Here is a 12,465-nt window from a genome sequence, read left to right as displayed (position 1 = left end):
GCAAAACAAGGACAATAGAAACCAGTCTTTTCTGTATTTGAGTGATTTATGCAAGGCGATATTATGCCGGTTCCTGCGGGTGAGTCGGTTTCACGTACTTTCTGGCGATTTGCGGTTCCTTCAGTGGCAGCAATGGTGGTCAATGGTCTGTATCAGGTGGTGGACGGCATGTTTGTCGGCCACTACGTAGGGTATCAGGGGCTGGCCGGGATCAACATTGCCTGGCCTATGATCGGGCTGGTGGCCGGACTCGGCATCATGGTGGGGATGGGGGCTGGCAGCCTTATCTCCATGTTCCGTGGTGAAGGGAATAACGGCGAAGCCCGTAAAACTCTGGCGACCAGCCTGTGGCTGGTGCTTCTGTTTGGCGCATTATCAACGCTGGCGCTGGGTCAGTTCGGCGACATGGTGCTGTCTGCTCAGGGAGCAGGCGGGGAGACTCGGGCTCTCGGCAGCCAGTATATTGAAGTCTTTACCTGGGGCGCAGTACTGACGATAGCGGCCGCCTCAATGCCGATGCTGATCCGCAACGATGACAGCCCTAACTTTGCCACAGGCCTGACGATGGCAGGTGCGGTTATCAATATCGTACTGGATTACCTGCTTATTGGCGTGTTTGATATGGCGCTGAAAGGGGCGGCTATTGCTACCCTGATTTCTCAGCTGGCAGTGACTATAGTTGCGCTGGGTTATTTTTTCTCAGGTTATTCGAAGATCCGGCTGGACCCACGCCGGTTGCTGCCTGACCTCGCTCTTGGAACACGGACGGTATCCCTTGGTGCATCCGGATTGTTCATGTTCCTCTACTTTGGCTTTATTGCTGCCGTGCATAACCGGCTGCTGATGAGTTACGGCTCGGCGGTGCATGTTGGCGCGTTTGCTATGGTGGGGTATATCGGCACTATGTATTACCTGATCTCGGAAGGTATCGCCAATGGTATGCAGCCGCCGGTCAGTTACTATCATGGCGCGCGTCAGCCTGAGAAGATCCGCGCGACTTTCAGTCTTGCCCTGAAGGTAGTGTTGATTTCAGGTATCGCAACCGTGGCAGTGCTAAATATCTGGCCGGAGGCGATCATCGGTATGTTCAGCAGCGGCGATCCGGTGCTGGCAGAGGCGGCGAAAACCGGGTTACGTCTTCACCTGGCCGCGCTTTTCCTGGATGGATTTATCTTCCTGGCGTCGGTCTGGTTTATGGCAGTGGGGCAGGGCGGCAAAGCGTTGGCGGTATCGGCAGGTAATATGCTGATCCAGCTGCCGTTTCTGTGGCTCCTGCCCAAATGGATCGGGCTGAATGGTATCTGGCTGAGTGTGCCGCTCTCCAATGTGGTCCTGACGCTGATCATTGTACCTGTACTGTGGCGCGAAATGAGCAGGCTGGCTCCGGGAGCGGTTCTGCAGAACCAGGACGCAGCAGGTGAACCTGCTTAGCTCTGCCGCTTAGCTATGATAAATGAGCCGCTTCCCTTAACCGGCAGGGAAGCGGCTTTAATGCGGCTAAAATCAGTCATAATGCATGTATTTGCAGAGAACTGTTCAGTTAATGCCCACCTTTCGGTCCAAACCTGCCGAACTGCTCAAATATCACCCGGTATAATGATATAAAGCTGGACAATACCCTTCTGATATATAGAATTCGGATGCCGAATGGCTCAGCCATTCAGTAAACAGGCAACTTTTCAGCCTGAGGCTCTGGATACCAGCCTCCCTTTTCAGCGCGTTTTTGTCGCTATCTGTAACGATCACGCATTATTTCAGTGCCGGTTTGACGATTTAACGTCAGGCGGGCCGGTTTACTATTACTAATCAGAATAAATACCATGACAGGATCAAAGCTCTCTTTTACACGCAATACTTTGCTTGCTGCATCTGTACTGGCAGCATGCCAGGTTCAGGCTGCGGGTTTTCAGGTTAACGAACACTCTGCGTCCGGCCTTGGCCGCGCATTTGCCGGTGAAGCCGTCATCGCAGACAACGCCAGCGTACTGGCCCGCAACCCGGCGGCCATGACCCGTTTTGAGCAGGCTGCGTTTTCTGGTGTGATTTCCGGTATTAACCCGGAAGTGGATGTGAAGAACGTAACAGCCAACCAGACTTCAAACGACATTGCTCCGGCTCAGGTGGTACCTGCGGCTTACTACATCAGCCCAATTAACGACCAGTGGGCATGGGGTGTGGCGATGTTCTCGTCTTACGGTGTGACAACGGATTACCCGACAGACATCGCGGCTGGCCCAATGGCAGGCAAAACCTCTCTGGCGTCATTCACAGTAAACCCGAATGTGGCATACAAGATTAACGAGCAGTGGAGCATCGGTGGTGGTCTGAACCTGGTTTATGCAACGGCTGAGCTTGAGCGTCGCTTTGGTGTGCTTGGAGCTCAGTATGGTAAAAAAGCAGACGACAAACTGCTTTCTATGGAAGGTAACTCCTTCGGCTACGGCTGGAATGTTGGTGCCATGTACGAGTACAACCAGGACAACCGTTTTGGCCTGAGTTACCGCAGTGCAACAAATTTGACTTTTGAGGGTGACTTTACCGGTTTAACCTCCGGAAACAAGCAGGTAGATGCTGAACTTGGCCTGGAACTGCCGGACATCGTTGAGTTTTCAGGCTTCCATCAGGTTAATGAACAGTGGGCTGTCCACTACAGCTGGATGCGTACCATGTGGAGCAAGTTTGTTGGGTTGAAAGCAACAAGTTCAGACTGTCTGAATGGCGTTTGCTTTGAGAAACCAGAGCACTATTCTGATAACGATCGTTATGCATTTGGTGCAACTTACAACCTGAACAGCGAGTGGACCCTGCGTACAGGCTTCGCGTTTGACGAGCAGGCGGGTGAAGCTACCATGAGCATCCCGGATACCGACCGCTACTGGTACACCGCAGGCTTTACTTACCAGTACAGCAAGCAGCTTTCACTGGATACCGGTTTCGCTTACCTGTACAGCAAGACCGGTACTTTTACTGAGGAACCTTTTAAACTGGAATCAGGCGGCGCTGCCTACATCGGTTCAGTTCAGGTGAACTACACCTTCTGATCTTAAGGCTGAACAGGCCTTAGTCAGATATAAATCAAGCCGGGAGTTCTGCAAAGAGCGCCCGGTTTTTTTGTTCCCAATATTTGCCAAAATTCCCCTTGACCTGACTACGGGGGTTGCCTGTATGATCCCCGGCCCTTTTTTGGTCTGGCGGAGGAAAGAAATATGGCTGTGGGTTTGGATTACGGTACCTCAAACTGTTCGGTGGCTCGGGTGACTGACGGCAAAGCGGTGCAGATCCCGCTGGTGGGTGATGAACTCTATCTTCCTTCGACACTGTGTGCGCCGAATGCGGAATCGGTCTCTGAGTATCTGTTCCGTTGTCTGGATATTTCTCCTTCGGACAGCGTTGGTCAAAATATGCTGCGCCGTGCAATTGGGGTAAACCGGGACGAAGGCCTGGAGGTTCGCCATGATGACATTCTGTTTGGTAACGAGGCGCTGGATTTCTACCTGGAAGATCCGAAAGACCTTTATTACGTGAAATCGCCAAAGTCTTTCCTTGGCGCGATGGGGCTGCGTGACATGCAGCTGGCGTTTTTTGAAGATCTGGTATGTGCCATGATCGCCAACCTGAAAACGCGCACCGAAGCGGCGTTGGGTCACGAAGTTGAACAAACCGTGATTGGCCGTCCGATCAACTTTCTTGGCCGTGGTGGTGAGGAGTCTAACCGTCAGGCGGAAGGGATCATCTCCCGTGCAGCAAAACGTGCCGGTTTTAAAGAGGTTGAATTTCAGTTTGAGCCGGTAGCGGCAGGGCTGGAGTACGAAGCCTCCCTGACATCAGACAAAAACGTGCTGGTGGTGGATATCGGCGGCGGTACCACCGACTGTTCAATGGTGCGCATGGGCCCGGGCTGGGCCGGAAAGCAGGAGCGGGCAGACTCGCTGCTGTCGTCCAGTGGTCAGATGGTTGGCGGGAACGATCTCGATATCTACATTGCGTTTAAACAGTTTATGACTGAGTTTGGCCTTGGCAGTAAGACGCTGGACAAGCTCGACATGCCTATCCCGCAGTTCTGGAATCCTATCGCGATCAATGATGTTCAGGCACAGCGCGCTTTTTACGGTTCTGATAACCTGAAACAGCTCAGAGACCTGGCAAAGCAGGCGCTTGAACCGGAGAAACTGAACCGCCTGATCCGTGTTCAGCAGGATGGTCTGGGTTACGCCATCGTTAAAGAAGCGGAGCGAACCAAGATTGCACTGGGTGACGGGCTGCAATATAACGCGGCGATTAACCTCTTCACCGAGCAGCTTGATTTTCCGGTACTGGCAGAGCAGATGGAGCAGGCGATTGTTGCGCCAACCGATAAGATCAAAGCCCTGGTGTCTGAAGCGGTCAAACAGAGTGGGATAAAGCCGGACGTGGTATTTATGACCGGTGGCTCAGCCCGTTCTCCGTTATTACGTAAAGCGGTGGGAGAAGTCCTGCCGGGCATGCCAATTGTGGGCGGAAACTACTTTGGGTCTGTCACCTCAGGTCTTGCCCGTTGGGCAGAGGTGATTTTTCGTTGAGCATAACTGGGATGTCAGGGGGGGGATACACCTGGTCAGGGACACAATAGTTTCTGATTTGGCATGGCAGATCTGAGTGAAAGCCGGAGACCATTATGGTGTCACCGGCTTTTTGCTTTTCAGAAGTCAGCGTTTATCTGCTGAACTCAGAAATCCCTCCCATTATTGCTCTCGCACTATTGCTTAAGGCTCTTCTGAATCAGTGCGACAAGTTGCTTTATCTCAGAGTCATTGAATACCGACGGAGATACCGCGATCCCCATTCCGACTTTATCCGCATAAGGAACCAGAGTGAAAATCAGACCATAATGTCCCTGGAGCGGAAAGTTAAAGCCACCGGCTTTTAGTTGTTTGGTACCCATAAAATTCAGCTCGTCGGAGCCCTCGCGATTATACACTCCGAAGTTCGAAATATATGCGTTGGACTTAGAACTCACGAGACGGAACCCGTCCATTAACTGTTGTGGTGATGCGTTGGCAAATCCCGAGGCAAATGCAGCGTAGGAGAGAAGGCCCCGCAGAGGCGTTGCTTTGAACGCGTCAATTTGTTGCTGGAAGGCAGAGGTCATCGTCTCTATATCGTCATGGGTTAGTTTGACCGGGATAGCGCTCACGTAGTTGCCGATCAGCTTCTCATCGCCCTGGCGAACATTGGTCGTGATGGAGAGCGAGATGCTGGTACCCAGTATGTCGGATTTGAGCTCCAGTAATGCCCGGGCAATAGCTGCAGAAACCTGACTGTTCAGACTGATTCCGGGCTGTCTGCTCAGTGACCGGCAATCAATATCGAAACATCTGAACAGGACGTTGTCAGAGCTGTTTTCGTGATAGAAAAGAGAAACGTGGTTTTCTGGTGACAGGTATGCGGCAGACTGGGAACGGTATTGCTCTGATGCCTGCCTGAAGTCATCAGGATTTTCTGCCTGCTCAGAGATAAAATTCTGATCAGAAATCGTCCGCAGGGTTTGGAGTATATCGCTGTCCGTTTCGTTATAGTTGGCTACCAAAAGTTCTTTAAGCAGGTAGCCGGATGGTGCATCAACAAAGATGTGATTAAACAGAAGGCAGAGTAACGTTTCGTTTTGTTCTGATGAGTTTATTTTGACAGCAATAACCGGAGCAGAGTCAGACTGATAAACGATATCACTCAGGTTCTGGCTGAGCATTAATTGCAGGCAGTCCAGTGTTGAGCCGGTAGCGTCTTTTAAAATCACTGCTGGTTGATAGTTACAAGGTTGGTAACGGTAGCCTTGCTCATCATGGATAAGACGTTGGCTCAGTTTGGGAACTTGCTGATAAAGAGATTTCAGAGCCTGCTGCAGGCGCTGGTTGTCCAGTTGTCCCTCCAGTTTCCAGAACTGCATAAAGTACTGAGGGCTGTTTTGTTTGTTTATCTCATACTTGATTTTATCAAGGAAGTTAACCGGGATTGATTCCATATTCTTAATTCCATTTCCAGATTTATTTGTGCCTATGGTGTTTGGCGAACTTTGTAAAAAGCGGCTGGACAATAACTGGCCGCTGTCAGGCGCTTGTTAAAGTAATACCGCCCGGTAATCAATTGCTACCGGTCCGTTAAGCTCGGTGCTTATCTGGTCGCCGTCTGGTTTGATGGTCAGGTTCACTTCAAGGTGGAATGAGCTTTGAGCCGGGTCAAGTGGCTGGCTGTCTTGCAGGCCTATCATCATTTTCAGGTCCATATCCAGCTGAGCGTGCAGCTGCATGCTGCCGTCTTCGCTGGTATACAGGTTGAAAACAGAGGCAGGGTCACCTACCGGTGTGATTCCCTGCTCTGCCATCAGCGACGTCAGAACACCGGCAAACAGCTCCTGGTTGGCGAAATAGCCTGCCACTGCCGGCATTTTGCTGATGTCATCCAGATTCGGGTTTTCATTGCGGCTGATTTGGGTGCCATCGACCAGGTAGGTTGCCCGGCCAAAGTCTTTGGCAAACTGTTCACTGACACTGCTACCGGCTTTGGCTGAAATCTCATTCAGAGAGGTCTGCACTCCGCTGAGATCGGCCAGTTCGGTGTACTGTTTTGGATTCTCATTGCCCTGAACATCATTCAGGCCACAGCTTGCAAGGTCGACGCCATTGTCACTGGCCTGCATGGTGAGGTAAGCCCGGGCAAACTCCGGGCTGGAGGCTGAGATTTCTCCTGCACCTTCGCCCTGGCCATACTTTCCTGCCCAGTCGTTCAGGCGTTGAGACGCATGATCACTACCATGAGCACGCTTATCCAGTTCACTCATCAGGGCGTCGAGCAGGGTTTCGGTGCGGCATAACTGGGTCAGTATCAGCATCTGCTCTTCATAAGGCGCATCCGCCTGTTCTAACTCTTCCATCACCTGCATCTTAAAGCCAGGAGAGCCCAGCAGTTGAGTGATCTCTTTACTGGTTGGGTGGTTGAGGAGCGTATTCAGCAATTTTCCGGCCTCAGCTTTTGAGAGGTTCTGAGTCAGTTCAGAAACGATACGCTGCTGATAGCCGCTTTTATCGTCAGCGCCCAGTTTCTCTTTATCCACATCTGCAAGGTCGAACTGGGCGCGCATCATGATTTTGTCAGCGCACTTATCCAGTGCAGTTAATACCTGATGGTGGTCCCGGGTGTTAAACGCACTGACAATTTGGCTGAAGTCCTTTTTGATCGCCGCTGGCAGGTTATGGATGGTATCAATTACCTGCAGGGCGATTTGAGATATCTCGCGCTGGGTCAGCTGATGAGTGCAGCCCTGCGTTGCTTTGTGGAGCAAACCGGCAAACTGTTTTCCCGCTGCGTTACCCGGGGCCAGCCACTGGCTGTGTCCGTTCTCTCCCAATAGTTTTTTTGCGCCGTTTGGCGCCGCCATAAACTCGTTTACCGACCGGGCATTGAAGGTTGTCATCGCCTTTTTAATCGCACTGGCGTCATTGACGATACCATGGATCACCCGTCCGCTGAGTGGTCTGGCACCACTGTTGAGATCCAGTCTGGATGCCAGGTGTGAGGTAATCTCACTGCCATATTCTTTTTGCAGGGCGTTTAAGAAAAGGCCGGTGGTTTGCAGATTCTGGTCACGCAGAGCATTGCGTGCAGAACTCAGAGGGGACAGGGTGCGGCCTTCAAACCGGCCGCTTTTCAGCCCGATATCGCCCTGCTCGTCCTGTCGTGCCACCACATTGCTGCTTTTGGCCACGCTGAGAAATTGTTGTAGTTGTATTGTCATGACGGTACCTTTTTGACTGACAAAGGGCTCAGACGCAGATTGCCTGGCCCGGTAGGATATTGGCTGGTGCCGGGTTTTGGCGTCTGTGTTCGAGCAGATGACGGCATTTTTCTGTCTGTTTGAGAAACAGCGACAGGGCATTCTCAAGGTCAAAGACTGACGAGAGCCCGGCGTCTACGCTGTGGGTCAAAACGATGCTGTTGGTTTGCCCTTCCAGGCTTAAACACATCCCGAGCTCTTTATACAGGGCCATATTGAGCTGCATCAGGCCTGAAAGCTGTTCAGAGCGTGATGATGAGTGCAGGGTGCCGACCAGAGCGGTCAGGATCAGGCGTTCCTGCTCCGGTTTGAGCTCGATATCCAGCAGCATATCGTTGTCGACAACCAGTGCGCAGTGGCCATCTTCGTTAACGGCAAGCGGGGCGATCCCCAGTTCTGTTGCCAGTTCCTGTAAAAGCTGTTCGGTTAGTGTGTTCACCAGTGGCTGCCTCAAAACATTAATCAGTATATGGATACTGTATTCGAGGTATGCTGACGATTCTGTCAGCAATGGCTGCGATGTTTTAGATTGCGATAATTCAGGGTGTGAGGTTTTTAGCCGTAAGAATTTCTGTGAGGTGTTGATTGTGTGGTATTGGGGGAGCAGGTACCGGGCTCTTTTTGGTAAGAATAACGCCCGGACCCGCCGGGCGTTGTTGAATCGGGGGTTACTGAGCGTAAAGCTGAGACAGGGTTTTCATTACCGCCAGCGATTTTGCCGCCCTGAGCTCTGAATTGCGCTTGTTTGGTACGTAGAACTCATTGAACAGACAGTTACCTGTTTCTGCGTAGACCGGCTTCATCTCATCGCCAGCGATTTGGTGGTTCTCAAATGTCAGATAGCGGGTTTGCAACACATAGCCAGTTGAGTCACCACCCAGCATGCACATGCTTTGGTTTTGAATCTCTTTAATGCCATCGGTCATGCTGTTGTAGCTGAACTCACGGCGGGTATGGTTCAGATCTGCCAGAACCTGCTCCGGTACTTCCACTTCCTGACCGTTCACCACCAGGCGGTACTGATCAGATACGCTGCTGACGTTGGGATTAAGCTGATTGGTGTACAGATCGGTTGTCTGCACTACTTCTCCGGCTACTTTGGTCTGCAGGCTCAAAACAAGGATATCCGGGTTATCAGCGGCCATCGCCTGGGCAGACAACAAAGCCAGTGCGGCGGTGATCATGGTTTTTTTCATGCTTGTTCCTCAGTCAAAGCAGGTTGGTATGGCCCTACATTACTTAACCTGTGAAAGCCCGGCAATGGGCCTGACAAAGGCTTAACAAAAAACTTAGTCCGGGTTACAGAACTGGCCAGTGAGTTCTGTGGCTACCAGTTCCCGAAACCACTTGTGCTCCGGATCGTGATGATGGCGGGCATTCCACAGCAGCATGTAACTGTGTTGTGGCAGTTCAAGTGGGGAAACTGCAGTGTGCAGTTTATGACTGTTCTTTTCCAGCAGATGAGCCGGAGCAGTGATCAGGGCGTCACAGCCTGATAAGGTCGTCAGCGCAGTCTCAAAGGAAGGAACACGGGCCAGGATGTCTCTGCTACCAAGGGGGCCGAGTACAGCATCTACCTGGCGGACACGGTCACTGATCCCCTCCACCTGAATATGTTTTGCGTTCAGGTAATCTGCAAGAGAGAGTTTTTTCTCTGCCAGCGGATGATTTGGTCGCATGGCGACCAGGTAGTGATCCCGCCCAATGGTTTTTCCATACAATCCTTCCGGCACCTCTTCGCATACCACCGCAACCAGATCCAGGCTGGAGGTAGCAAGTGCCTCTGCCCCTTTGTCTTCCCAGTGAGTGCAGTGCAGCGATGTGTCCGGGGCTTCGTTTTGCATCTGGCAAATAACAGACGGTAAGGCACCGGTGGAGAAGAATGGACTCAGAGCCAGAGAAAAAGAGCGTCCGGAGTGCGCGGCTATGAACTCATCTGGCCGGTACAGGCTCTCAAGCTCTTGCAGCAGGGTGGGAAGACGTTGCTGAAGTGCCCGTGCCCGGACGGTAAGGTGGAACTGATTGCCTTCCCTGACCAGCAGAGGATCGTCAAAGGCTTCACGCAGCTGGCTGAGCGTTTTGCTCATTGACGACTGTGTGACGTTCATTTGCTCTGCGGCCGCGGATACATTGCGGGTAGTCAGCAGCACCTTGAGTGCAGGTAAAAGCCGGTAGTTGTTCAATGCTATCACTTTATTTCATTTCATGTATTCCAAATATCGTTTTGTGGAATAGTCTTGTCAAGGATAGGATGTGAAGCAGATACATGATTAACGGAGAGCCGGAATGAGCACTAAACAACCCGAACTAACCCCAATCACCGCCGAACATGACCCAAAAGTACGCGATATTATCCGCGCCGTCGGTGCTGAGTTTGGTGCAGTCGGAGAAGGATTCGGGCCTTCGGATGCAGAAGTGGAGTGCATGAGTCAGCACTACCATCAGCAGCAGGGCAGCCTCTATCTGGTGGCGCTGCTGGACGGAGAAGTGGTGGGTGGCTGCGGTATCGCTCCTTTTAACGGCAGCAGCGAAGTGTGTGAGCTCAAAAAGCTGTTTTTGTTACCCCAGGGCCGCGGGCTTGGGCTGGGTGCAAAGTTGGCGCAGGCCTGTATGGAGTTTGCCGAAAATTACGGTTACCGCCAGTGTTACCTGGATACTCTCACCAACATGACTTCAGCTATCGCCCTGTATGAAAAACTCGGCTTCGCTCATCTGAGTGAACCTATGCCAGGTACAGAGCACAATGGGTGTGATGTCTGGATGCTGAAAAGCCTCGCTTGATCCATGACTGATTCAGCGGCATGATGGTTAATCCATATTCAATCAAGGACTTATCATGCCGACTCTTAACTCTTCCCCAACGCTCAGGGATTTTCAGCGCTACGTGACTGAGCTTGAACAGGAGCGTGGCTTTGCCGATCAGAACGCACAGCAGAAGTGTCTGCTGCTGGGGGAAGAGATCGGAGAGCTGTTTAAGGCGGTGCGCAAAGCTGAGGGCATTGCCACTGATCCTGCGTCGAAAGTCGGGGATATTGGCGATGAACTGGCAGATATTTTTATCTATGTGTGCTCGGTTGCCAACCGCTATGATATAGACCTTGAGCAGGCGTTCCTGACCAAAGAAGAGCGGAATAAGCAGCGTACGTGGGTGAAGTAAAAACTGTGACCCGGGCGGCTGATCTATCACCTGCTTCTGTGCCGCCTGACTGACTCGACTACGCTTTAAGCATCCGGGATCAGCTGTGGAGTCACCCTGTATGCTTTCAATCTTCGATATCTTCAAAGTGGGCGTAGGCCCTTCCAGTTCTCACACCAACGGGCCTATGCTGGCCGGTTATGCCTTTGTTCAGATGGTGGAGCCGCAAATTGAACAGGTTCACCGGGTTCAGGTAGATCTGTATGGCTCACTCTCCCTGACCGGCAAAGGCCACCATACCGACCGGGCCGCTATTCTGGGCCTGATGGGCAATAAACCTGACAGTATCGATATCGCTAACGCTAATCAGATGATGAGCCGCAGTCTGGAAAACAACGTGCTGCCGCTTCTGGGTGAACACACCATCGCCTTTGAGCGGGAGAAAGACCTGCTGTTTCATGATGAAAACCTGCCACTGCATGAAAACGGCATGATGATCCGTGCCTTTGATAAGGGCGGTAAGGTGCTGGCAGAGGAGACCTATTACTCCACCGGTGGCGGCTTTATCTCGACCGCCAAAGAGCTGGAGCAGGGGCTGTTGAGCAAAAACGTGGAGGTGGATTATCCGTTTGGCTCGGCCGATGAGATGCTGGCAATGGCGGATAAAAATGGCCTGAGTATCGGCAGCCTGGTGCTGAAAAATGAGCTGGCATTTAACAGTCAGGATGCGATTAACGCCCGCACAGAAAAAGTCTGGCAGGTGATGTCGGCCGGGGTTGAGCGTGGTTTTGTCACTGAGGGTATTCTTGAAGGCGGGCTGAACGTGGTGCGCCGTGCTCCGGCGCTGGTGAAGAAACTCAGGGCCAATGCGGCGATTGAGAATGATCCTATGGAAGCGATGGACTGGATCAACGCTTATGCCTTTGCGGTGAGTGAAGAAAATGCCGCTGGTGGCCAGGTGGTGACTTCACCAACCAATGGCGCGGCAGGCGTGATCCCTGCTGTGTTGATGTACTACCACGAGTTTATCCACGAGCTGGATTTGACCCAGTTGCGTGATTTTCTCGCTGTATCGGGTGCGATTGGCATGCTGTATAAAATGAACGCGTCGATTTCCGGTGCGGAAGTGGGCTGTCAGGGCGAAATCGGGGTCTCTTCTTCGATGGCAGCTGCAGGGCTGACGGCACTGCGTGGCGGCAGCAACGAGCAAATCTGTATGGCGGCAGAAATCGCCATGGAGCATTCACTGGGGATGACCTGTGACCCGATCGGCGGTCTGGTGCAGGTGCCCTGTATTGAACGTAATGCTATGGGCGCGGTGAAAGCGATCAATGCTTCGAGAATGGCGCTCAAGCGAAACAGTAAGTGCCTTATCTCGCTGGATAAGGTGATTGAGACTATGCTTCAGACCGGTAAGGATATGAACAAGAAGTATCGCGAAACGTCCCTTGGCGGGCTGGCAGTTATCCATATCGCGCCGTGTGAATAGTCCTCCGCAGATGCAAAAAAGAGCCGGTCTGAT

11 protein-coding genes are annotated in these 12,465 nt (G+C 52.2%); 6 read left to right on the top strand and 5 right to left on the bottom strand.

What is annotated here, in order from left to right:
- Positions 1–48 precede the first annotated feature (48 nt).
- The 3 genes from ACVB80_RS10905 to yegD all read left to right on the top strand — a co-directional run bounded on the left by ACVB80_RS10905 (position 49) and on the right by yegD (position 4,559).
- Positions 49–1,431 (top strand): MATE family efflux transporter, encoded by a 1,383-nt coding sequence (locus ACVB80_RS10905; protein WP_481081321.1) that lies wholly within the window; start codon positions 49–51, stop codon positions 1,429–1,431.
- 389 nt (positions 1,432–1,820) lie between these two features.
- On the top strand, positions 1,821–3,041 hold the full coding sequence (locus ACVB80_RS10900) for an outer membrane protein transport protein (protein WP_481081320.1): 1,221 nt from the start codon (positions 1,821–1,823) through the stop codon (positions 3,039–3,041).
- A gap of 165 nt (positions 3,042–3,206) precedes the next feature.
- Entirely contained in the window at positions 3,207–4,559 is a 1,353-nt protein-coding gene (yegD, locus tag ACVB80_RS10895) for a molecular chaperone (RefSeq protein ID WP_481081319.1), read from the top strand.
- Between the two features lie 176 nt (positions 4,560–4,735).
- Here yegD and ACVB80_RS10890 read toward each other — a convergent pair whose 3' ends face one another.
- The 5 genes from ACVB80_RS10890 to ACVB80_RS10870 all read right to left on the bottom strand — a co-directional run bounded on the left by ACVB80_RS10890 (position 4,736) and on the right by ACVB80_RS10870 (position 9,999).
- Positions 4,736–5,998, bottom strand: a complete 1,263-nt coding sequence (locus ACVB80_RS10890; RefSeq protein ID WP_481081318.1) for a condensation domain-containing protein — start codon at positions 5,996–5,998, stop codon at positions 4,736–4,738.
- A gap of 96 nt (positions 5,999–6,094) precedes the next feature.
- Positions 6,095–7,768, bottom strand: a complete 1,674-nt coding sequence (locus tag ACVB80_RS10885) for a hypothetical protein (RefSeq protein ID WP_481081317.1) — start codon at positions 7,766–7,768, stop codon at positions 6,095–6,097.
- Positions 7,769–7,796: 28 nt separating this feature from the next.
- A complete protein-coding gene (locus ACVB80_RS10880; RefSeq protein WP_481081316.1) occupies positions 7,797–8,246 on the bottom strand; it encodes a type III secretion system chaperone in 450 nt (149 codons plus the stop codon).
- Positions 8,247–8,475: 229 nt separating this feature from the next.
- Entirely contained in the window at positions 8,476–9,003 is a 528-nt protein-coding gene (locus ACVB80_RS10875; RefSeq protein WP_481081315.1) for a hypothetical protein, read from the bottom strand.
- A 93-nt stretch (positions 9,004–9,096) separates the two neighbouring features.
- Positions 9,097–9,999: a LysR family transcriptional regulator gene (locus tag ACVB80_RS10870; RefSeq protein WP_481081314.1), complete on the bottom strand. Its 903-nt coding sequence runs from the start codon at positions 9,997–9,999 to the stop codon at positions 9,097–9,099.
- A 94-nt stretch (positions 10,000–10,093) separates the two neighbouring features.
- On the opposite strand from ACVB80_RS10870, the gene ACVB80_RS10865 reads away from it, so the two are divergent.
- The 3 genes from ACVB80_RS10865 (at position 10,094) to ACVB80_RS10855 (ending at position 12,432) form a co-directional block, all read left to right on the top strand.
- On the top strand, positions 10,094–10,588 hold the full coding sequence (locus ACVB80_RS10865) for a GNAT family N-acetyltransferase (RefSeq protein WP_481081313.1): 495 nt from the start codon (positions 10,094–10,096) through the stop codon (positions 10,586–10,588).
- A gap of 55 nt (positions 10,589–10,643) precedes the next feature.
- Positions 10,644–10,964, top strand: coding sequence for a MazG nucleotide pyrophosphohydrolase domain-containing protein (locus tag ACVB80_RS10860; RefSeq protein WP_481081312.1), 321 nt, complete (start codon positions 10,644–10,646; stop codon positions 10,962–10,964).
- A 100-nt stretch (positions 10,965–11,064) separates the two neighbouring features.
- Positions 11,065–12,432, top strand: coding sequence for an L-serine ammonia-lyase (locus tag ACVB80_RS10855; protein WP_481081311.1), 1,368 nt, complete (start codon positions 11,065–11,067; stop codon positions 12,430–12,432).
- Positions 12,433–12,465 lie beyond the last annotated feature (33 nt).

The organism is Vibrio sp. 9-16B-A1, from assembly GCF_056726165.1.
This window is presented reverse-complemented; position numbering and strand designations above follow the sequence as displayed.

Excerpts from the sequence above, each read along its gene's own strand:
- yegD (WP_481081319.1), top strand. The coding sequence starts at position 3,207 with ATGGCTGTGGGTTTGGATTACGGTACCTCAAACTGTTCGGTGGCTCGG.
- ACVB80_RS10900 (WP_481081320.1), top strand. The coding sequence starts at position 1,821 with ATGACAGGATCAAAGCTCTCTTTTACACGCAATACTTTGCTTGCTGCA.
- ACVB80_RS10890 (WP_481081318.1), bottom strand. The coding sequence starts at position 5,998 with ATGGAATCAATCCCGGTTAACTTCCTTGATAAAATCAAGTATGAGATA.
- ACVB80_RS10905 (WP_481081321.1), top strand. The coding sequence starts at position 49 with ATGCAAGGCGATATTATGCCGGTTCCTGCGGGTGAGTCGGTTTCACGT.
- ACVB80_RS10855 (WP_481081311.1), top strand. The coding sequence starts at position 11,065 with ATGCTTTCAATCTTCGATATCTTCAAAGTGGGCGTAGGCCCTTCCAGT.
- ACVB80_RS10885 (WP_481081317.1), bottom strand. The coding sequence starts at position 7,768 with ATGACAATACAACTACAACAATTTCTCAGCGTGGCCAAAAGCAGCAAT.
- ACVB80_RS10875 (WP_481081315.1), bottom strand. The coding sequence starts at position 9,003 with ATGAAAAAAACCATGATCACCGCCGCACTGGCTTTGTTGTCTGCCCAG.
- ACVB80_RS10860 (WP_481081312.1), top strand. The coding sequence starts at position 10,644 with ATGCCGACTCTTAACTCTTCCCCAACGCTCAGGGATTTTCAGCGCTAC.
- ACVB80_RS10865 (WP_481081313.1), top strand. The coding sequence starts at position 10,094 with ATGAGCACTAAACAACCCGAACTAACCCCAATCACCGCCGAACATGAC.